Annotated in this window: 15 protein-coding genes; 6 read left to right on the plus strand and 9 right to left on the minus strand. The window is 54.9% G+C overall.

The window, feature by feature from the left end:
- Positions 1–70 precede the first annotated feature (70 nt).
- A complete protein-coding gene (locus BMI79_RS12630; protein WP_076942491.1) occupies positions 71–1,459 on the plus strand; it encodes an amino acid permease in 1,389 nt (462 codons plus the stop codon).
- A 93-nt stretch (positions 1,460–1,552) separates the two neighbouring features.
- On the opposite strand, the gene eno is transcribed toward BMI79_RS12630, so the two are convergent.
- The 5 genes from eno to rlmD all read right to left on the minus strand — a co-directional run bounded on the left by eno (position 1,553) and on the right by rlmD (position 9,484).
- On the minus strand, positions 1,553–2,848 hold the full coding sequence (gene eno / locus BMI79_RS12635) for a phosphopyruvate hydratase (RefSeq protein ID WP_076942492.1): 1,296 nt from the start codon (positions 2,846–2,848) through the stop codon (positions 1,553–1,555).
- A gap of 85 nt (positions 2,849–2,933) precedes the next feature.
- Positions 2,934–4,571 (minus strand): glutamine hydrolyzing CTP synthase, encoded by a 1,638-nt coding sequence (gene pyrG, locus BMI79_RS12640; protein WP_076942493.1) that lies wholly within the window; start codon positions 4,569–4,571, stop codon positions 2,934–2,936.
- A gap of 346 nt (positions 4,572–4,917) precedes the next feature.
- Positions 4,918–5,730 carry a nucleoside triphosphate pyrophosphohydrolase gene (gene mazG, locus BMI79_RS12645; RefSeq protein WP_076942494.1) on the minus strand — a complete coding sequence of 271 codons (813 nt, stop codon included), beginning with the start codon at positions 5,728–5,730 and terminating at the stop codon, positions 4,918–4,920.
- 166 nt (positions 5,731–5,896) lie between these two features.
- Positions 5,897–8,131 carry a GTP diphosphokinase gene (gene relA, locus BMI79_RS12650; RefSeq protein ID WP_076942495.1) on the minus strand — a complete coding sequence of 745 codons (2,235 nt, stop codon included), beginning with the start codon at positions 8,129–8,131 and terminating at the stop codon, positions 5,897–5,899.
- Between the two features lie 9 nt (positions 8,132–8,140).
- Entirely contained in the window at positions 8,141–9,484 is a 1,344-nt protein-coding gene (rlmD, locus tag BMI79_RS12655; protein WP_076942496.1) for a 23S rRNA (uracil(1939)-C(5))-methyltransferase RlmD, read from the minus strand.
- Between the two features lie 64 nt (positions 9,485–9,548).
- On the opposite strand from rlmD, the gene barA reads away from it, so the two are divergent.
- The gene (barA, locus tag BMI79_RS12660) at positions 9,549–12,287 is read left to right on the plus strand and encodes a two-component sensor histidine kinase BarA (protein ID WP_076942497.1); all 2,739 of its coding nucleotides are present in this window, start codon (positions 9,549–9,551) and stop codon (positions 12,285–12,287) included.
- Positions 12,288–12,363: 76 nt separating this feature from the next.
- Here barA and degP read toward each other — a convergent pair whose 3' ends face one another.
- Positions 12,364–13,806 (minus strand): serine endoprotease DegP, encoded by a 1,443-nt coding sequence (gene degP, locus BMI79_RS12665; protein WP_076942498.1) that lies wholly within the window; start codon positions 13,804–13,806, stop codon positions 12,364–12,366.
- A gap of 317 nt (positions 13,807–14,123) precedes the next feature.
- Positions 14,124–15,641 carry a dGTPase gene (gene dgt, locus BMI79_RS12670; RefSeq protein ID WP_076942499.1) on the minus strand — a complete coding sequence of 506 codons (1,518 nt, stop codon included), beginning with the start codon at positions 15,639–15,641 and terminating at the stop codon, positions 14,124–14,126.
- Positions 15,642–15,779: 138 nt separating this feature from the next.
- On the opposite strand from dgt, the gene mtnN reads away from it, so the two are divergent.
- Genes mtnN through BMI79_RS12685 form a run of 3 tightly spaced genes read left to right on the plus strand, consistent with a single transcriptional unit; the run spans position 15,780 to position 17,891 of the window.
- Positions 15,780–16,481 (plus strand): 5'-methylthioadenosine/S-adenosylhomocysteine nucleosidase, encoded by a 702-nt coding sequence (gene mtnN, locus BMI79_RS12675; protein WP_076942500.1) that lies wholly within the window; start codon positions 15,780–15,782, stop codon positions 16,479–16,481.
- Between the two features lies 1 nt (position 16,482).
- Positions 16,483–17,277, plus strand: coding sequence for a vitamin B12 ABC transporter substrate-binding protein BtuF (btuF, locus tag BMI79_RS12680; RefSeq protein WP_076942501.1), 795 nt, complete (start codon positions 16,483–16,485; stop codon positions 17,275–17,277).
- Positions 17,277–17,891 (plus strand): TRIC cation channel family protein, encoded by a 615-nt coding sequence (locus tag BMI79_RS12685; RefSeq protein WP_076942502.1) that lies wholly within the window; start codon positions 17,277–17,279, stop codon positions 17,889–17,891. Before btuF ends, BMI79_RS12685 begins: the two co-directional genes overlap by 1 nt.
- Before the next feature lie 52 nt (positions 17,892–17,943).
- On the opposite strand, the gene erpA is transcribed toward BMI79_RS12685, so the two are convergent.
- On the minus strand, positions 17,944–18,288 hold the full coding sequence (gene erpA / locus BMI79_RS12690) for an iron-sulfur cluster insertion protein ErpA (RefSeq protein ID WP_019455090.1): 345 nt from the start codon (positions 18,286–18,288) through the stop codon (positions 17,944–17,946).
- A 300-nt stretch (positions 18,289–18,588) separates the two neighbouring features.
- On the opposite strand from erpA, the gene hemL reads away from it, so the two are divergent.
- Complete coding sequence (gene hemL / locus BMI79_RS12695) at positions 18,589–19,878, plus strand: glutamate-1-semialdehyde 2,1-aminomutase (RefSeq protein ID WP_076942503.1); 1,290 nt, start codon at positions 18,589–18,591, stop codon at positions 19,876–19,878.
- A 48-nt stretch (positions 19,879–19,926) separates the two neighbouring features.
- Here the strand turns inward: hemL and ampE are convergent, their stop codons facing one another.
- The gene (gene ampE / locus BMI79_RS12700) at positions 19,927–20,781 is read right to left on the minus strand and encodes a beta-lactamase regulator AmpE (RefSeq protein WP_076942504.1); all 855 of its coding nucleotides are present in this window, start codon (positions 20,779–20,781) and stop codon (positions 19,927–19,929) included.
- Between the last annotated feature and the right edge of the window lie 86 nt (positions 20,782–20,867).

The raw sequence follows: 20,867 nt of genomic DNA on the forward strand, positions 1-20,867 counted from the left end.
CCACCGGGTTCGTTCCCCCGGTGTGGGCAGTGCTGCCTGTCCGACAACAACTCTAAAACGGGGAAGCAACATGCGTAACGAAAAAACTCAGCTCCGGCGTGGCTTGAATGCACGTCACATTCGCTTTATGGCCTTGGGTTCCGCCATCGGCACCGGGCTGTTTTACGGTTCGGCAGGCGCTATCCAACTGGCCGGCCCCGCCGTGCTGTTGGCCTATCTGGTCGGCGGCGCAGCCGTGTTTATGGTCATGCGTGCGCTGGGGGAGATGGCAGTTCATCAGCCGGTTTCCGGTTCCTTCGGCCACTATGCCAGCCACTATCTTGGCCCATTAGCCGGGTTTCTCACCGGCTGGACCTACACCTTCGAAATGGTGATCGTCGCCCTGGCCGATGTCACCGCCTTCGGCATCTATATGGGGCTGTGGTTCCCGGATGTCGCGCAGTGGGTCTGGGTGCTGAGCATCATTATGTTTATCGGCGCACTCAACATGTGCAACGTCAAAGTATTCGGTGAAATGGAGTTCTGGCTTTCGCTAGTGAAAGTCGCGGCGATTGTGGCGATGATCGTCGGCGGTGCGGCGGTGATGATGTTCGGCTTCGGCCAGTCACATGAAGCCACCGGCTTCAGCAACCTGTGGCAACACGGTGGCTTTATGCCCAACGGCATTGGCGGCGTCGTCGCCTCGCTGGCCGTGGTGATGTTTGCCTTCGGTGGCATTGAAATTATCGGGATTACCGCCAGCGAAGCCAAAGATCCGGCCACCGTCTTGCCGAAAGCCATCAACTCCGTGCCGATACGCATACTGTTATTCTACGTATTGACCCTACTGGTGCTGATGGCGATTTATCCGTGGAACAGTATCGGCCAGAAAGGCAGCCCGTTCGTGGAGATCTTCAGTAATCTGGGCATCAGCTCCGCCGCTAACGTGTTGAACGTCGTGGTGATCACCGCCGCCATCTCCGCCATCAACAGCGACATCTTTGGTGCAGGCCGCATGATGTACGGTATGGCCAGCGACGGCCAGGCGCCGAATAGCTTCTCCAAGCTGACTTCCAGCGGTGTACCTTGGATGACGGTGCTGGTGATGTCCATCGCGCTGCTGCTGGCGGTGGTGCTCAACTATTTCATCCCGAAACAGATCTTCATGATCATTGCATCGATCGCCACCTTTGCCACCGTTTGGGTGTGGCTGATGATCCTGCTGTCGCAGATCGCCATGCGCCGCACGCTCACCAAAGAAGAAGTCAGCCAACTGAGCTTCCCGGTGCCCTGGTGGCCAGTCGCTCCCGCGGTAGCAACGGCGTTTATGGTGTTTGTGATCGGGCTGCTGGGTTACTTCGAGGAAAGCCGCATCGCACTGTATGTCGGCCTGGTCTGGGTCGCCTTACTCACCCTGGCTTACTGGCTGTGGGTGCGGAAGAAAGCACCATGCGCCGTGGCCTCAGCGCAGAACCTGTAAGCGCCACGTTCGCGGTTCACGTCATAAAAAAACGGGGAGTGCCCTAAGCACTCCCCGTGAATAATTTACCAACAAACCAAACCGTTATGACGATTACTGACCTTTAACTTCTTTCAGGCCATTAAACGGTGCGCGGCTACCCAGCGCTTCTTCGATACGGATCAGTTGGTTGTACTTCGCTACACGGTCAGAACGGCTCATAGAACCGGTTTTGATCTGGCCAGCCGCAGTACCTACCGCCAGGTCAGCGATGGTAGCGTCTTCGGTTTCACCTGAACGGTGAGAGATCACCGCGGTGTAACCTGCGTCTTTCGCCATCTTGATCGCCGCCAGAGTTTCGGTCAGAGAACCGATCTGGTTGAATTTGATCAGAATGGAGTTCGCGATGCCTTTCTCGATGCCTTCTTTCAGGATCTTGGTGTTGGTTACGAACAGATCGTCACCTACCAGTTGGATCTTGTCGCCCAGCACTTTGGTCTGGTAAGCGAAGCCAGCCCAGTCAGACTCGTCCAGACCGTCTTCGATAGAAACGATCGGGTACTGTTTGGTCAGGTCTTCCAGGAAGTGAGTGAACTCTTCAGATGTGAAGGCTTTGTTGCCTTCGCCAGCCAGCACGTATTTGCCGTCTTTGTAGAATTCAGAGGCTGCACAGTCCATGGCCAGAGTAACGTCTTTACCCAGCTCGTAACCTGCCGCTTTCACCGCTTCAGCGATAACAGCCAGAGCTTCGGCGTTAGAACCCAGGTTTGGCGCATAGCCACCTTCGTCACCCACCGCCGTGTTCATGCCTTTGGCTTTCAGCACTTTTGCCAGGTGATGGAACACTTCAGAACCCATACGTACGGCTTCTTTCAGGGTTTTCGCGCCCACTGGCTGAATCATGAATTCCTGAATGTCGACGTTGTTGTCTGCGTGCTCGCCACCGTTGATGATGTTCATCATTGGCAGAGGCATAGAGAATTTGCCTGGGGTGCCGTTCAGTTCAGCGATGTGCTCATACAGCGGCATGCCTTTGGAAGCAGCAGCAGCTTTGGCAGCGGCCAGAGAAACCGCCAGAATAGCGTTAGCGCCGAAATTGGATTTGTTCTCAGTGCCGTCCAGGTCGATCATGATCTTATCGATGTTAGCCTGGTCTTTGGCATCTTTACCCAGCACAGCCTGAGCAATTGGGCCATTAACGGCAGCAACCGCTTTCAGTACGCCTTTACCCAGGAAACGAGACTTGTCACCGTCACGCAGTTCCAGTGCTTCACGGGAACCGGTAGAAGCCCCTGACGGCGCTGCAGCCAGACCGACGAAACCGCCTTCCAGATGAACTTCGGCTTCAACAGTTGGATTGCCGCGTGAGTCGATGATTTCACGGCCGATGACTTTCACAATTTTGGACATATGGGTTTTCCTCAAGTCACAAGTTAGACTAAAACTCCAGACAAACAACGCGCGGTTTTGGCCGCGCGTTGCTGACTAAAAACGCTTATTTCGCCTGACGCTTCTGATACTCACCCGCCGCTTTGACAAAGCCGGCAAACAACGGATGCCCATCACGCGGCGTCGACGTAAATTCCGGGTGGAACTGGCAAGCAACAAACCACGGATGGTTCGGCAGCTCGATAATCTCAACCAGCTTGTTATCCGCAGAACGGCCAGCAACGCGTAAACCCGCGGCCTCGATCGGCTTCAACAGCATGTTGTTCACTTCATAACGGTGGCGATGGCGCTCAACGATGGTCGGTTCACCGTACATCTGGCGCACCAGGCTGTTGTCGGTCAGATGGCATTGCTGCCCGCCGACGCGCATGGTGCCACCCAAATCACTTTCTTCGCTGCGCACTTCAACGTTGCCGTCTTCGTCACGCCACTCGGTGATTAACGCCACCACCGGGTACTTGCAGTCTGGCACAAATTCGGTGGAGTTGGCATTCGCCATACCCGCAACGTTACGGGCAAACTCAATCAGCGCCACCTGCATACCCAGGCAAATACCCAGATAAGGGATATTATTCTCACGCGCATACTGCGCGGTCATCACCTTACCTTCCACGCCACGGTAACCGAAGCCGCCAGGGATCAGAATCGCGTCCAGCCCTTTCAGAACTTCCACACCGCGAGTTTCCACATCCTGCGAATCGATCAGCTTGATATTAACGGTCAAACGGTTTTTCAGGCCACCGTGCTTCAGCGCTTCAATCACCGACTTGTAGGCATCCGGCAATTCGACATATTTGCCGACCATACCGATGGTCACTTCGCCGCCTGGATTGGCTTCTTCATAAACCACCTGCTCCCACTCGCTCAGATTGGCTTCGGGGGCATTGAGGCTGAATCGTTTACAAATATAGTCGTCCAGCCCTTGCGATTTCAACAGGCCTGGGATTTTATAAATAGAATCAATATCTTTCAGCGAGATAACCGCTTTTTCCGGCACATTACAGAACAGGGCGATTTTCGCGCGCTCGTTGGCTGGCACGGTGCGATCAGAGCGGCAGATCAGCACATCCGGCTGAATACCGATGGAGAGCAGCTCTTTAACGGAATGCTGGGTCGGCTTGGTTTTCACTTCACCGGCCGCCGCCAGGTACGGGACCAACGTCAGGTGCATGTACAGCGTATGCTCACGGCCCACTTCAACCGCCATCTGACGAATCGCTTCCAGGAACGGCAGGGATTCGATATCTCCCACGGTGCCGCCGATCTCCACCAGCACCACATCGTGGCCTTCGCCGCCTTCGATAATGCGTTCTTTAATGGCATTGGTGATGTGCGGGATAACCTGTACGGTGGCGCCCAGATAGTCGCCACGGCGTTCCTTACGCAGAACGTCGGAATAGATACGGCCGGTAGTGAAGTTGTTACGACGCGTCATTTTGGTGCGGATGAAGCGCTCGTAGTGGCCCAGATCCAGATCGGTTTCTGCGCCGTCTTCGGTGACGAAAACTTCCCCATGCTGAATCGGGCTCATGGTGCCCGGATCCACGTTGATGTACGGGTCCAGTTTCATGATGGTAACGTTGAGGCCACGGGCTTCGAGAATAGCCGCCAAAGAGGCTGCGGCAATGCCTTTACCCAGAGAGGAAACGACCCCGCCGGTCACAAAAATATAATTAGTTGTCATGCTGAACCTGAGAGTTTAGGTTTAAAGACGATGGAAGAACCAGGACGGGAAAGTAGTATACCCGAACCTCTCCAGACCTACAAACGATCGTTTTGCCATCCATCATCTCTGTCACCGCCGTGAGTTCATCCAGGTTTAGTCAGCCAGCATCACTCTCTCTGCCTTTTTAAAACAATAGGTTAGCTTGAAATTTTGTCGGTAAACTGCCTTCTGGCGTAATAAAACACCTTACAATTCAGTTTGTTGACTTTTCTGCCACACAATGTGCAATTCAGCAAGATAGGACTGTGAGCTTAACCGTTTCAGCGAGAGCAAACTTTGTTGCCGATCAAACAAGTGATGTGCTTTAGCCCTCAGGCTCTGATGAGTTTTCCTGTTGTTTCACCTGCTGCCACACCTCTTCCATCTGTTCCAGCGTGGCCTGTTCCATCTTCAACCCGCTCTGTTGCACTATCGCCTCAACCTGGCGAAAACGGCGTTCGAATTTGCGGTTGGCGGCCTGCAAGGCACTCTCCGCCTTATGGCCGAGATGGCGGGAAAGATTGACCGTGGCAAACAGCAGATCGCCAATCTCCTCTTCCAGCTTCTGCTCGTCCACCACCGCCTGCTGCGCTTCGTGCATCACTTCGTCGATCTCTTCGTACACCTTTTCCAGCACCGGGCCCAGCGTATGCCAGTCGAAACCGACCGTTGCACAGCGCTTCTGGATCTTGTGGGCTTTCATCAGCGCGGGCAATGCATTGGGGATGTCATCCAGCACCGAATGCAGCGCCTTCTCCGCGCGCTCGCCAGCCTTCAGTTGCTCCCAACGGGCGGAAACCGCTTCGCTGTCGGCGGCGTCGGCTTCACCAAAAATATGCGGGTGGCGGCGCTCCAGTTTGTCGCTGATAGCGTTGCAGATCTGGTCGAAATCAAACAGCCCCTGCTCTTGCCCCATCTGGGCATAAAACACCACCTGGAACAGCAGGTCTCCCAGCTCATCGCGCAGATCGGCATAATCCTGGCGTTCGATGGCGTCCAGCACTTCGTAGGTTTCTTCCAGCGTATAGGGTGCGATCGTCGCAAAGGTCTGTTGGCGATCCCAGGGGCAACCCGACTGTGGATCGCGCAAGGTTTTCATAATGGTCAGCAGGCGTTGCAACGGGGTGAATTGGATCATCTTGAAATCTCTGACAAAAGAATAGGCACAAAATATTATGCCCACATGGAGAGAATACCTAATGGATTTCGAGATGCACACAGGCAACAAGAACCTTTACCAAGCCCACGGATGGACCTGGTAAAGGTTCGCAGCCAACAACGATGCGGCTTGAAAGACGAAGGATTTAGCTGCCATGTAAGCGTTTGGCGTCAATCACATCCGGCAACTGATTCAGCTTGGCTAACACGCGCCCCAGCACCTGCTGGTTGTAGATCTCGATATCCATATCAATGGTGGCCAACTGCTTTTTGGTATCACTCCTGCTGGCAACGCCCAGCACGTTGACCTTCTCGTTAGCCAGGATCGTGGTGATATCACGCAACAAACCGCTGCGATCGTTCGCAACCACACGCACCACCAGCGAATAACCGCTGGAGTAGCTTTCCCCCCACACCGCGTCAACAATACGCTCTGGCGCATGAGATTGCAGATCGGCCAGTTGATCGCAATCTGCCCGGTGGATCGAAATCCCCCGCCCCTGTGTGATAAAACCAACAATGTCGTCGCCTGGGATTGGCTGGCAACAGCGAGCAATATGGTGCATCAGGTTGCCAACACCCTCCACCACCACGCGGCCATTGTCTTTATTGCGGGCCGTTGCGGCTGGCGCCTTCTGCTGGGTCAACTGACGCAGCGCCTGGCGATCCTGCTCTTCAGCACTCGGTTTGTTGAATTTACCCTGCAGGAAGTTCACCATCTGATTCAGGCGGATATCCCCACCGCCAATCCCAGCCAGCACTTCGTCCAGCGAATTGACGTTATAGCGCGGGATCAGCAGCTTTTCGGCCTCTTTCAGGCTGATACCAAGATGTTCCAGCTCATTGTCCAGCATCTGCCGCCCGGCCAGGATGTTTTTGTCGCGATCCTGCTTGCGGAACCAGTTGTGGATCTTCGAGCGACCACGGCTGGTGGTGATATAGCCGAGGTTCGGATTCAGCCAGTCGCGGCTTGGGTTCGGCTGTTTCTGGGTGATCACTTCAACCTGATCGCCCATCTGCAACTGATAGGTAAAGGGCACGATACGGCCGCCAATCTTGGCACCGATACAGCGGTGACCGACGTCACTGTGAATATGGTAAGCAAAGTCCAGCGGCGTGGAGCCCGCTGGCAGATCGATAACATCGCCCTTCGGGGTAAACACGTAGACGCGATCGTCAAACACCTGGCTGCGCACTTCGTCGAGCATTTCGCCCGAGTCCGCCATCTCTTCCTGCCAGGCGATCAGCTTACGCAGCCAGGCAATGCGCTCTTCGTAGCCGGAACGGGCGGTAACGACCGCGCCCTCTTTGTATTTCCAGTGCGCGGCAACGCCCAGTTCGGCATCTTCGTGCATCTGGCGGGTGCGGATCTGGATTTCCAGCGTTTTACCGCGCGGCCCCAGCACGACGGTATGAATGGACTGATAACCGTTCGGCTTCGGGTTAGCGACGTAGTCGTCGAACTCGTCGGGCAGATGGCGGAAATGAGTATGCACAATGCCCAAAGCGGCATAGCAATCCTGCAAGCGTTCAACCACTACCCGCACCGCACGCACGTCGAACAGTTCGTCAAACGCCAGTGACTTTTTCTGCATCTTGCGCCAGATGCTGTAGATATGCTTTGGACGGCCATAGATTTCGGCCTTGATACCTTCATCCCCCATCGCTTTTTGCAGCGAGGCGACAAAATCATCAATAAACTGTTCACGATCGATGCGGCGCTCGTGCAGCAATTTGGCAATGCGCTTGTATTCATCCGGGTGCAGATAGCGGAAGCAGAAATCCTCCAGCTCCCATTTCAACTGGCCAATGCCCAAGCGATTAGCCAAGGGTGCGTAGATGTTGAAACACTCTTTGGCCGCCAGCACGCGTTCATCTTCCGGCGCATCTTTCACTTCACGCAGATGGGCAATCCGCTCCGCCAGCTTGATCACCACGCAGCGGAAATCTTCCACCATCGCCAACAGCATGCGGCGCACGTTGTCGACCTGTTCGGAACCCATGGAGTCGTTATGCGTGGCTTTCAGCTGGCGAATGGCGTCCATATCGCGCACGCCATGCACCAGCGAGGTGATACCGGAGCCAAAGGCTTCGGTCAGGGTGGCTTCCGGCACGATGCCCGCATCCACCAGCGGGAACAACAGCGCAGCGCGCATGCTGTCGTTGTCCATGCTGAGGGTCGAGAGAATCTCCACCATTTCCACGCCGCGCCACAGCAACAAGGGGGCATCGGCATGGCTTTGGGTCTGCTGCTCGCAGTAACGCCAGGTTGCGGCTAATCGCTCACATGACTGCGGGTTAGGTAGCCCCAGGCTGGCAATCCAATCATCGAGAGCAAATTCCCCCGCCTTATTCAGATGTGCACTTCTTACCGCAACCATAACTTCTCCCTACTTTGCAGCGACTCCAGGCGTTTGGATAAACAGCGCCATGGATTCAAGATGCCCCGTATGCGGAAACATATCCAACATCCGTACACGGGCAAGACGATAACCGGCGTCCAGTAGCACTTTACTGTCACGTGCCAGCGTCGTGGGGTTACAGGAAACATACACCACCCGCGTTGGCGCCAGTTTTACAATATGTGACATCACACCCGCCGCACCTGCACGGGCGGGATCTAACATCACTTTATCAAAACCTTGAGCTGCCCAAGGCTGCTGTGCAACATCATCTTCCAGATTCTCATGGAAAAAAGACAGATTACTCAGTAAATTCTTATGCGCATTATATTGCCCATTCGTTACCAGCGTGGCAACTCCTTCAATGCCCACCACCGCTCTGGCACGCCGGGCCAATGGCAGAGTAAAGTTGCCCATCCCGCAAAACAGGTCCAGTATTCGATCATTGGGCTCAATCTCTAACCATTCAAGGGCCTGAGCCACCATTTGCTGATTGACCGCATCATTAACCTGAATAAAATCACGCGGACTGAACTCTAAGCGTAGCCCGTCGACCTGATAATACGGCGCTTCACCGCACAGTTTTTCGAGCCGATCGCTGTCGGGGGCTAAATAAACCGTTACTTTTCTTTGCTGCGCAAAAGCCGCTAACGCGTGTCGATCGGCAGTTTTCAATACCTCGAGATGGCGCAGCACCAACACTGGGCCATTATCCGCCAGCACCAGTTCGGCGTGGCCCAGACGCTTAACGGCCTGCAGGCCGCTGAGGCATTGCCGTAACGGCACCAGCAATTGCTCCAGTTCAGGCGCTAATACCGAACACTGTTTCACCTCAACTAAATCAGTCGAAGCGGATTGGTGAAAACCCATCAGCAGCTTTTGCTGCTTCGGCTGCCACTGTAGCCCCAAACGCGCCCGCCGCCGATAACCGTATTCAGGCCCGGCGATCACCGGCTCCGGCTGCGGCGTCACACCAGTAGCACGGCCAATCAGTCTCAGCAGCGCTGCCGCTTTGCTCTGCTGTTGCAACGCTTGCGAAGCATGCTGCTGCTGGCAACCACCGCAGACGCCAAAATGCGGGCAACGGGGCTCCACCCGCTCTGGGCTGTAGCTCAGCAAGCGTTTCAACTTGCCCTTGGCGAACTGGCGTTTGTCTTCCGTCAGTTGGATCTCCGCCTGCTCACCCGGCAATACGCCGGGGACAAAAATCGCTTTACCTTCATGATGCGTTACGCCTTGGCCGAACGGATCGAGGTCCGTTACGGTGATAGTCAATATTTGTGAGGCTTGCCGGGTCGTCATGCGGCGTTTGGGAGAGTAGAATTGCGCCATAATTGTCGAATGAGTTCTGGTTCACTAAGCTAGGATTAGCCCAATTCTCCCACATTGGAATCCCATGACCAAATACAGCCTGCGCGCACGCATGATGATACTGATCCTGGCACCGACTTTACTGATCGGTTTGTTGCTCAGTACCTTCTTTGTGGTTCACCGCTACAACGAGCTGCAGGAACAGTTGGTTGATGCAGGGGCCAGCATCATTGAGCCTCTGGCAGTGGCAAGCGAATACGGCATGACTTTCCGCAGCCGCGAGTCGGTCAGGCAGTTGGTCGGCCTGCTGCACCGCCGCCATTCGGATATCGTACGTTCGATTTCCGTATTTGACGCACAGAACAAACTGTTCGTCACCTCCAATTATCATCACAATTATACCCTGTTGCAGATGCCGAAAGATGTGCCACTGCCCAACGAACTGATGTTAACCCGGCGCGGTGATTCATTAATCCTGCGTACCCCCATCCTGTCAGAAAACCCCATTCTGGACGAGTCAACCGGTAGCGAAGCGCACACCGAAAACCGGCTTGGCTATGTGGCGATCGAACTGGATCTGAAATCGGTACGGCTGCAGCAATATAAGGAAGTCTTTATTTCCACCCTGCTGTTACTGCTGTGTATGTGTATCGCCATCCTGTTTGCCTATCGCCTGATGCGCGACGTGACTGGCCCAATACGCAATATGGTCAATACCGTGGACCGCATTCGCCGTGGCCAGCTCGACAGCCGGGTGGAAGGCTTTATGCTTGGCGAACTGCACATGCTGAAAAACGGCATCAACTCGATGGCGATGTCACTGACCGCGTATCACGAGGAAATGCAACAGAACATCGATCAGGCGACCTCCGATCTGCGCGAAACGCTGGAGCAAATGGAGATCCAGAACGTCGAGCTGGATCTGGCCAAGAAGCGTGCGCAGGAAGCCGCGCGCATCAAGTCTGAATTCCTGGCCAATATGTCCCATGAGCTGCGTACGCCACTCAATGGCGTGATTGGCTTTACTCGCCAGATGCTGAAAACCTCGCTGAGCGCCACGCAGACCGATTATCTGCAAACCATTGAACGCTCAGCCAATAACCTGCTGACCATCATCAACGACGTGTTGGATTTCTCCAAGCTGGAAGCGGGTAAACTGATACTGGAGCATATTCCGTTCTCGCTGCGTGAAACTTTGGACGAAGTGATCGTGCTGCTGGCCCCTAGCGCCCATGAAAAGGGGTTGGAACTGACGCTGGATGTGCACAATGATGTGCCTGAGCAAGTGATTGGCGATTCACTGCGCCTGCAGCAGGTTATTACCAACCTGCTTGGCAACGCTATCAAATTCACCGAAACCGGCAATATTGATATCCGCGTCGAATTGCGCGATCAACTGGAACGGCAGGTGGAACTGGAGGTGCAGATCCACGATACCGGCATCGGTATTTCGGAGCGTCAGCAGTCGCAGTTGTTCCAGGCATTCCGCCAGGCGGATGCCAGCATTTCGCGCCGCCACGGCGGCACCGGGTTAGGTCTGGTGATTACTCAGAAACTGGTGAAAGAGATGAATGGCGATATCTGCTTCTACAGCCAATTGAATCGCGGTTCAACCTTTTGGTTCCATATTACGCTCGATCTCAATGACGGCATGCTGTCACCTCCGCCAAGTCTGCCAGACCTGCGTGGTAAAACGCTGGCCTACATCGAAGCCAACCCAACGGCCGCTCAGGCCACAATGAACATGCTGAGCGTCACCCAACTGATTGTCACTCATTCACCGACGTTGGGGAAACTGCCGAAAAATGATTACGACTACCTGCTGCTTGGCGTCCCGATCCCTTATCGAGGCAGCATCCCCCAGCACCGGGATAAGCTGAATGACGCACTGAAAGCCGCCAAGCGGGTGATCCTTGCTTTGCCAAGCCAATCGCAGGTTGATGCCGAAGAAATGAAAAAACTCGGTGCGATTGGCTGCCTGATTAAGCCGATCACCAGCAATCGCTTGTATCCGTTGCTACGAATGGAGGCCATACAACAGTTAGCCGCACCGCCGGTGCGCCAACGCCTGCCGCTGACGGTGATGGCGGTGGATGATAACCCAGCGAACCTGAAACTGATTGGTACCCTGCTGGAGGAACTGGTGGAAAATACCCTACTGTGCGGGAGTGGCGAAGAAGCCATTGCCCTTGCTCGTGAAAACGTGCTGGACATGATCCTGATGGATATTCAGATGCCCAATATTGATGGCATCCGTGCTGGTGAACTGATTCGCCAGATGCCCCATCACAATTCCACCCCGATCGTCGCAGTCACCGCCCATGCGATCAGCGGTGAGCGTGAGCATCTGTTGCGGTCAGGCATGGACGACTACCTGGCCAAACCGATTGATGAAACCATGCTCTCACAAGTGTTAGCCCGTTACCACACCCACGAGTTCGCGCCAGAACCTGTTATTCCGCGCAGCGCCACTGAGTTGCCATTATCATTAGACTGGCAGTTAGCGCTGCGTCAGGCCGCCAATAAAGAAGATTTAGCCCACGATCTGCTGCAGATGCTGGTCGAATTTCTGCCAGAAGTCACTGAACGGGTAAAGGCGCTGTTGGCAGGGGAAGTTGATGAGGGGATTCTCGATCTGATTCACAAGCTGCATGGCAGTTGCAGTTACAGCGGCGTGCCACGCCTCAAGCAATTGTGCTATTACCTGGAGCAGCAATTACGTCAAGGCGCACACAGCCGCGATCTTGAACCTGAATGGCTGGAATTGCTGGATGAAATAGAGCTGGTGAATACCGAAGCACGGTTCTATCTGAGTAATTCCTGAATACCGGCCTTAAATAGCATGAAGCCCAAACGTTGTTTGGGCTTGGTTGTTTTACAGGTTTACACGCCGTTGAATCTTATTGCATCAGCAGATACAGCGTAGAGTCACCACGTTGGATATTCAGCGCCAATACCGAAGGTTTGCTGTCGAGGATTTTACGCAGCTCCCCCAAATTCTCTACCGGCTGCTGGTTCACACCGAGGATCAGGTCGCCTTTCTTCAAGCCGACGCGCGCTGCAGCACTGCCCGCTTTCACGTTGTCCACTTTCACCCCTTTCTGGCTGCCGGTGCCGTTACTCAGTTCGGCCCCTTCGATACCGGTATAGATATTGCCGGACTCAACCTGCGCCTGGCTGCTTTGTTCCAGCGTCAGTTCAACCGTCAACGGTTTGCCTTCACGGATCAGGCCCAGCGACATTTTAGTACCAATTGGCAGGGTACCGATTTCCGCACGGAACGAAGCAAAGCTGGAGATCGCTTTACCGTTCAAGGTCACGATCACGTCACCAGCCTTGATACCGGCTTTCTCAGCCGAAGACTTCGGCATAACCTGGCTGATAAACGCGCCGCGTTGAGCGTCAACCTTCATTGCCTGCGCCAGCTCAGAGTTCAGTTCGGTCCCCATAATCCCAAGCTCGCCGCGTTTCACCTGGCCGAACTCCACCATTTGTGACGTCAGGTTTTTCACCATATTGCTTGGGATAGCGAAACCAATGCCAATGTTGCCACCGTCCGGTGCCAGAATCGCGGTGTTGATACCGATCAGTTCACCATTCAGGTTCACCAGCGCACCACCGGAGTTACCCCGGTTAATCGCGGCGTCGGTCTGAATAAAGTTCTCGTAATTCTCGATGTTCAGGCCACTGCGCCCCAGTGCAGAAACAATACCGGAGGTGACGGTTTCACCCAGACCATACGGGTTACCGATCGCCACGGTATAATCCCCCACGCGTAATTGCTCGGAATCGGCCATCTTGACCGCCGTCAGATTTTTAGCGTCTTTCAGTTGGATCAGCGCGATATCCGAGCGCGGATCCTTACCGATCACTTTGGCTTCGAAGCGACGGCCATCGCTCAGTTGCACCTGGATCTTGCTGGCATTGTCTACCACGTGGTTGTTGGTCACCACATAGCCTTTAGCAGCATCGATGATGACACCGGAACCCAGAGCCTTAAAGGTTTCCTTGGCCCCCTGATCGCCACCAGGCCCGGCCTGGCCCCCCTGACACATCGGTGATCCCTGGAACGGTGAACCATCCTGGCAGAACGGCGAATTTTCGCCAAAGAACTGTTGGAACTGCTGAGGCATTCTTTGTTGTGCGCTCACCGGCGTGCTGCCTTCAACGTTGATGCTCACCACGGACGGCATCACTTTTTCCAGCATCGGAGCCAGGCTCGGCATCTGTTGCGAACTCGGCGATGCCGATGCACTTTCTGCAGCGTTGGCGCTCGCTATCGGCCCCAAAGTCAAACCAATGCTGAATGCCAAGGCGCTTAAAACTAATACGGTTTTTTTCATCTGCGTGTCTCTTTAAAAGTCGTTCAGGAAATACTGCGAATTTGTGCCTATTCAGAGCGTATTAAAACACTGAAGTTCCAACCGCGAGAGATAGCTAATAGTAAACAAATATTGTGCATCTTTACAAAACTCGAAATAATACTTCGAGCTGACCATGCCGGCTGTAAAATAAGAAATTTCGTAGTGAATTTATATCCAAAATAATTCGAGTTGCTTGTAAGCGGCAACTGAGTGAAGCCCCAGGAGTTCAATCAGGTAAGTGACTGGGGGACACGAAGGCAGCCAACACCCAAGCAACTTGAAGTGTGACGGGTATATTATTCCGCTGCCATTAAACGACGATATTCATCATAAGCATAAAGATCGGTCATACCGCTGATATAATCCTGCAATAATCGTGCGCGAAAATAATATTCTCTGATCGCTTGCTGCTCCGTGGAAAGATGCTGCAACCCCTCCACCGCTTCAACGTAAGCCAAACGATGTTTAGTGGAAAGCTTGTGAAAAAGCCGCGTTTCAATTGGAAATGCACGGTGGCTGTCATCGCGCACCAGTTGGCTGAAGTCCGCCTGCGACATCGCCAGCAACGGGCTATAGATATCCAGCAGACCGCTGATCACCCGGTAACCCTGCAGCTCAAGCTGTTCAACCTCGGGGTGATTGAACACATGTTTGAAAGCCACGTTTTTAAAGATTTCCAGCAGCTTATATACCGGGCTGGTGTCCTCCAGCAGCGCACCATTAAAGCGGCCATGAAAAACCGCATCCAGATTATCGATAAAACGCTGGGCGGCATGCGGCACCAACCGCGCCACGGTAAAAACCCGCAGGTACATAAAAAACTGATCTTCAGAACTTCGGCGCGCACCGCCACGATCGATTTTACGAAATGCGCTGGCCACGGTTTTATCAAATAAATCCCCTGGAGTGACTTCCCCCCATTCCTGCGTTAAATGCTGATACAATTGCTCCACGGTAAAAATGTTTTTTTCTACCGCATCTTCCAGATCGGCAACGCAATAAGAAATATCATCAGCGGCTTCCATAATATAGGTGAGAGGGAAACGATCGAATTCCCCCATATTCAATTCCCGCCGTAAACGATCGACAAACGCCTCTTCCGCCAGATAAAAACCCGGCTTTTTCATCAGGTAACTGTGGCTGTCCGGGATATCGCTCGCCCAATAAGCCGGGCGGGTATATTTCAGAATGCAACCGACCTGGGCATAGGTCAGGTTCAGCTTCAACAGGGTATGCACCAGGCGGATCGCCTGAGCATTGCCTTCGAACTGGCTGAGATCCTCCCTGATGCGGCTGCGCAGCCGGTTCAGATCGCTTTCCCCTTCACGCAGGCGCAACACGTCAACCGAGCAACCCTCATGGCTGCTCGGCTCGCTGCCGCAGTTGGCCGGATCAAGACGCTGGCGGAACCAGTTGTTGATCGCCGATTCGCCGAAATGACCAAAGGGCGGGTTGCCAATGTCGTGCATCAGGCAGGCCATTTCCACAATGCTCTCAAACGGATCGAGCAGTTTGCTCAGGCCGAGCGCATCAATACGCTGATCCTGTTTGAAACGGTTGAGGATCTCTTTGGCAATATGCCGCCCCACCTGCTGCACTTCCATCGAATGGGTCAGGCGGCTGCGCACCGCCGCATTACGCTCCAGCGGGAACACCTGCGTTTTTTGCTGCAAACGGCGGATCGCCGCCGAATTGACGATGCGCCCACGATCGCTCTCAAACTGCCGGACGATATCGTATTCTTCTTCGGCCTCAACCGGCTTGCTGAATGGCCGCTGAAAGCTGATCTTCTGCTTAAAGTCGATCCCGGACATCTGTTTCTCCCACCGTTGCGCACTCCCTCCGTGATATCAATTCCCGGCGGCAGATGCAACGGTATTGCGGATTATCTCTCTTTCAGAGCCATGATAGACTATGGCGCAATTTCCACACCCAATCAGCGAGTGTTATTTATGAAAGTAGGCATCATCGGCGCAATGGAAGAAGAAGTTACCCTACTGCGCGCGCAAATTGAAAACCGTCAGACCATTCAGCGCGCAGGCTGTGAAATCTATACCGGTCAGATTGGCGGAGTCGACGTCGCACTGCTGAAATCCGGGATCGGCAAAGTCGCGGCAGCGCTGGGTACCACACTGCTGCTGGAACATTGCCAGCCCGATGTGGTGATCAATACCGGTTCCGCCGGTGGTTTGGCATCAACGCTGAAAGTAGGGGATATCGTGATTTCAGAAGAAGTGCGCTATCACGATGCCGATGTCACCGCCTTCGGTTATCAACCGGGTCAGATGGCCGGTTGCCCGGCGGCCTTTGTTGCCAACGATGAGCTGATCGCCCTGGCGGAAAGCTGCATCAAACAGCTTGATCTGCACGCCGTGCGCGGCCTGATTTGCAGCGGTGATGCTTTCATCAACGGCGCTGAGCCGCTGGCACGCATCCGCGCCACCTTCCCGAGCGTGGCAGCAGTTGAGATGGAAGCCGCCGCCGTGGGCCATGTCTGCCACCAGTACGGCACGCCATTTGTGGTGGTGCGCGCGATTTCCGACGTGGCAGACCAGGAATCACACATGAGCTTTGACGAATTCCTGACCGTTGCCGCCAAACAGTCGTCGCTGATGGTTAACGCCATGCTGCAAGCTCTGGCTAAGCGCGGTTAATGTGAAGGCACTGTTATGGCTGCTGGCATTATGCCTTGCACTGCCCGCCAGCGCAGCTCAGCGTGTTATCAGCCTGGCACCCAACACCACGGAGCTCGCCTATGCTGCCGGCATGGGCGAAACCCTGGTGGCGGCGAGCGCCTACTCGGATTACCCCCCTGCCGCAAAAAAGCTGGAACAGGTGGCTTCGTGGCAAGGTATGAATCTGGAGCGGATCTTGGCGCTGAAGCCGGACCTGATCCTCGCCTGGCGCGGCGGTAACCCGCAGCGGCTATTGGATCAGCTCGCCTCATTCGGTATCCCGATCTTTTACGCAGATGCCAAAAATATTGATGACATCGCAAAGTCGCTGGATGCGCTGGCGCAATACAGCCCTCATCCAGAGCAGGCGTATCAGGCCGCAGAGAGCATGCGCCAGCAAATGGCCGTGCTGAAAGCCCAATATGCTCATAATCAGCCACGCCGCGTATTGTTGCAGTTTGGCACCCAGCCTTTGTTCACCGCTTCCGCAGCCACGCTGCAAAGCCAGGTGCTTGCGCTGTGCGGCGCAGAAAACATTTTTGCCGACAGCCGCATGCCGTGGCCGCAGATCAGCCGCGAACAGGTGCTGGCGCGCCAGCCGCAGACCATCGTCATCACCGGTGGCGCACAGCAGATCGCCAGCGTGAAGGCGTTCTGGGCGCCACAGTTGGCCGTTCCTGTCATTGCGCTGAATGAAGACTGGTTCAACCGCGCCGGGCCACGCATTATGCTGGCGGCCCAGGAGCTCTGTAGCCAACTGGCGGAGATCAAATAATGCTGGTTTTTTGGTTAGATATTCTCGGTACGGCGGTGTTTGCTATCTCTGGTGTCTTGCTGGCGGGGAAACTGCGGATGGATCCGTTCGGCGTACTGGTGCTGGGCGTGGTAACCGCCGTGGGCGGCGGGACGATCCGCGATATGGCGCTGGCCAACGGGCCGGTATTCTGGGTGAAAGATCCGACCGATCTGGTGGTCGCCATGATCACCTGCGTGCTGACGCTGCTGCTGGTGCGCCAGCCGCGCCGCTTGCCGAAATGGATCCTGCCGGTGCTGGACGCGGTGGGGTTAGCGGTATTCGTTGGCATTGGCGTCAATAAAGCGCTGGCTGCGGGCACCAGCCCGCTGGTGGCCGTATGCATGGGGGTGATTACCGGCGTCGGCGGCGGCATTATCCGCGACGTGCTGGCCCGTGAGATCCCGATGATCCTGCGCACCGAGGTCTACGCCACCGCCTGCATTATCGGTGGGATCGTGCATACCACCGCATTCTACACCTTCGGGATGCCGCTACAGCAGGCCATGATGCTGGGCATGGCGATCACACTGGGTATCCGACTGGCGGCCATCCGCTGGCACCTGAAGTTACCTGCCTTTATCCTCGAAAAATAATAAAAAACCCGCGAACCGTTAAGGTTGGCGGGTTTTTTCATAGCTTAGGGGCTCAGATACTGAATGAAGAACCACAACCGCAGGTCGTTTTAGCATTCGGGTTGGTCACCACAAAACGTGAACCCTCCAGCCCTTCGGTGTAATCCACCGAACCACCAACCAGATATTGCAGGCTCATTGGGTCAACCACCAGCGCAACGCCTTGCTTCTCGATGGTCATGTCACCGTCGTTGACCTTGTCGTCAAAAGTGAAACCGTACTGGAATCCGCTGCAACCGCCACCGGTAATGTAAACCCGCAACTTCAGGTTTGGATTTTCTTCGTCAGCAATCAGGAACTTAACCTTGTTTGCTGCTGCCTCGGTAAATTGCAGGGGCAGTGCTGTTTCATCACTCATACTCTTTACTCCCAACATGTTGCGCATCAGGCTAGCCCGATCAATACCTTTGATTATCTAATACCTGAGTGTTGCGTTCAAGTATTCACCGCATTTGTTGTATTTTCTTTACCTGTTTCTTTTGCCGCAACCCAAGCCTGCTCGCCTAATGTGCGGCTCAATACCGAGGAATACAAGAGCTTGCCCCCTGAAACTGAGCGGGCCACCTCGGTTCATCAACACGCGATCGTTTCATAACGTAGCGCTCTCCTCTAGAATAGCGCGGTCAAATCATTCAAATAAAAACCCAGGAGCCGATTTATGAGCTTACACAGCAAGTCCGAAAGTCTGTATGCCCAGGCGCAGCAGTTAATCCCCGGCGGGGTTAACTCTCCGGTGCGTGCATTCACCGGTGTCGGCGGCACACCACTGTTTATCGAACGCGCTGACGGTGCTTACCTTTTTGATGCCGATGGCAAAGCCTATATCGATTACGTCGGTTCCTGGGGCCCCATGGTGCTGGGCCACAATCATCCGGCGATCCGTAATGCGGTCATCGAAGCGGCGCAGCGTGGCCTGAGCTTTGGCGCACCGACCGAAATGGAAGTCAAAATGGCGCAGTTGGTTACCGAACTGGTGCCGACGATGGATATGGTACGTATGGTGAACTCCGGTACGGAAGCCACCATGAGCGCCATTCGTCTGGCGCGCGGTTACACCCACCGTGACAAAATCATCAAGTTTGAAGGTTGTTATCACGGCCACGCCGACTGCCTGCTGGTCAAAGCCGGCTCCGGCGCACTGACGCTAGGCCAGCCAAACTCACCGGGCGTACCGGCCGATTTCGCCAAGCATACCCTGACCTGCACCTTTAACGATCTTGAGTCTGTGCGTAGCGCGTTTGAGCAATACCCTGCAGAGATCGCCTGTATCATCGTTGAACCGGTAGCAGGCAACATGAACTGCGTACCACCACTGCCAGAATTCCTGCCCGGCCTGCGCGCATTGTGCGATCAATATGGCGCGCTGCTGATTATTGACGAAGTCATGACCGGGTTCCGCGTTGCCCTGGCGGGTGCGCAAAGTTATTACGATGTGGTGCCGGATCTGACCTGCCTCGGCAAAATTATCGGCGGCGGCATGCCGGTCGGGGCCTTCGGTGGCAGTCGTGAAGTGATGGACGCATTGGCCCCCACCGGGCCGGTCTATCAGGCCGGGACGCTGTCGGGCAACCCGATTGCCATGGCGGCAGGTTTCGCCTGTCTGACCGAGGTTTCACAAGTGGGCATCCACCAGACGTTGACTGAACTGACCGACAAACTGGCCAGAGGCCTGCTGGAAGCGGCAAAAGCCGAAAACATTCCGTTTGTCGTCAACCATGTTGGCGGTATGTTCGGCCTGTTCTTTACCGACGCACCAGCCGTCACCCGCTATCAGGACGTGATGCAATGTGATGTTGAACGCTTCAAGCGCTTCTTCCACCTGATGCTGGACGAAGGGATTTATCTGGCGCCCTCAGCATTCGAGGCCGGGTTTATGTCGGTCGCACACAGCGATGAAGACATTCAGCGCACAGTCGCTGCAGCCCGCCGCTGCTTCGCCAAGCTGTAAATCAGTTCGCGGGCGCATTGCGCGCCCGCTCTCTCACTACACTGCGGTTTAAACCAACGTACCGTAAATTGTCAGCAGCGCTACCACTACCAGGATAATCATTGTCACCTTCCGCGCCAGCGTGACCGCAGCTCGTGGTGTCTGCACCTGATCATCATGCGGATCGCGCGCTAAAGAGAACTGCGCCAGACGCGTCAACACCAGATATTGTGAAGTATGGCGATCGCCTAACGAAGCAAACCAGGCAGGCAAGGCTTTTTCACCGTGACCAAATAGCGCATAGGCCACCCCAGCCAACCGCACCGGGATCCAATCCAGCCAGTGCAGCAGAAAATCGATACCGGCCTGGGAACGCTCCAGCGGCGTCTGGTGGCGCGCCAACCAGGTTTGATAAGCGCGCAGAAAAGCATAGCCTGCCAGCGCAATCGGCCCATAAGGCCCGCCTACCACAAACCAGAATAACGGTGCCAGATAATAGCGATAGTTAATCCACAGCAGCGCATTCTGCAGCCCGCGCAGCCGCTCTTCTTTGCTACAACCAACCGGGAGGCCATGGATCAAGGCCAATTCTTCTGCCATCTGATCGCTGGCATGCTCGTCGCCCTGACGGGCAGCGTTTAAATAGGCACGGTAATGCTTACGCTTGATACCCGCCCCCACGCACAGCAGCCCAATCAGGATCCACAACAGCAGCACGACCACACCAAAAAGCAGGCCTTTAGCCAACCACAGGATGCCCCCGATCAGCGCCATCCAGACAATAACCATAAACAGCGTTTGTGCCAGCGAAAACCGGTGCAGGCGCTGAAACACCACTTCAAGACGGTGGTCCAACTGCCAATGCTCACCCAGTTTAAATAGACGTTCCCACGCCAGAACCAGTAACAGCGTAAACAGCGTCATTAGCTAATCCTCTCATCTCGTTATCTTTACCCAGCTTAGCGCCGCTGGGCTGAGCGGTTTGTTACCAGGTAGAACTGCCTTTAACA

The organism is Serratia oryzae (assembly GCF_001976145.1).
In the GTDB taxonomy this organism is placed as follows: Bacteria; Pseudomonadota; Gammaproteobacteria; order Enterobacterales; family Enterobacteriaceae; genus Chania; species Chania oryzae.

Bases quoted from the DNA above. Each gene is read 5' to 3' on its own strand.
- degP (WP_076942498.1), bottom strand. From the start codon at position 13,806: ATGAAAAAAACCGTATTAGTTTTAAGCGCCTTGGCATTCAGCATTGGT.
- rlmD (WP_076942496.1), bottom strand. From the start codon at position 9,484: ATGGCGCAATTCTACTCTCCCAAACGCCGCATGACGACCCGGCAAGCC.
- dgt (WP_076942499.1), bottom strand. From the start codon at position 15,641: ATGTCCGGGATCGACTTTAAGCAGAAGATCAGCTTTCAGCGGCCATTC.
- mazG (WP_076942494.1), bottom strand. From the start codon at position 5,730: ATGATCCAATTCACCCCGTTGCAACGCCTGCTGACCATTATGAAAACC.
- erpA (WP_019455090.1), bottom strand. From the start codon at position 18,288: ATGAGTGATGAAACAGCACTGCCCCTGCAATTTACCGAGGCAGCAGCA.
- relA (WP_076942495.1), bottom strand. From the start codon at position 8,131: ATGGTTGCGGTAAGAAGTGCACATCTGAATAAGGCGGGGGAATTTGCT.
- pyrG (WP_076942493.1), bottom strand. From the start codon at position 4,571: ATGACAACTAATTATATTTTTGTGACCGGCGGGGTCGTTTCCTCTCTG.
- hemL (WP_076942503.1), top strand. From the start codon at position 18,589: ATGAGCTTACACAGCAAGTCCGAAAGTCTGTATGCCCAGGCGCAGCAG.
- barA (WP_076942497.1), top strand. From the start codon at position 9,549: ATGACCAAATACAGCCTGCGCGCACGCATGATGATACTGATCCTGGCA.
- eno (WP_076942492.1), bottom strand. From the start codon at position 2,848: ATGTCCAAAATTGTGAAAGTCATCGGCCGTGAAATCATCGACTCACGC.
- BMI79_RS12685 (WP_076942502.1), top strand. From the start codon at position 17,277: ATGCTGGTTTTTTGGTTAGATATTCTCGGTACGGCGGTGTTTGCTATC.
- BMI79_RS12630 (WP_076942491.1), top strand. From the start codon at position 71: ATGCGTAACGAAAAAACTCAGCTCCGGCGTGGCTTGAATGCACGTCAC.
- ampE (WP_076942504.1), bottom strand. From the start codon at position 20,781: ATGACGCTGTTTACGCTGTTACTGGTTCTGGCGTGGGAACGTCTATTT.
- mtnN (WP_076942500.1), top strand. From the start codon at position 15,780: ATGAAAGTAGGCATCATCGGCGCAATGGAAGAAGAAGTTACCCTACTG.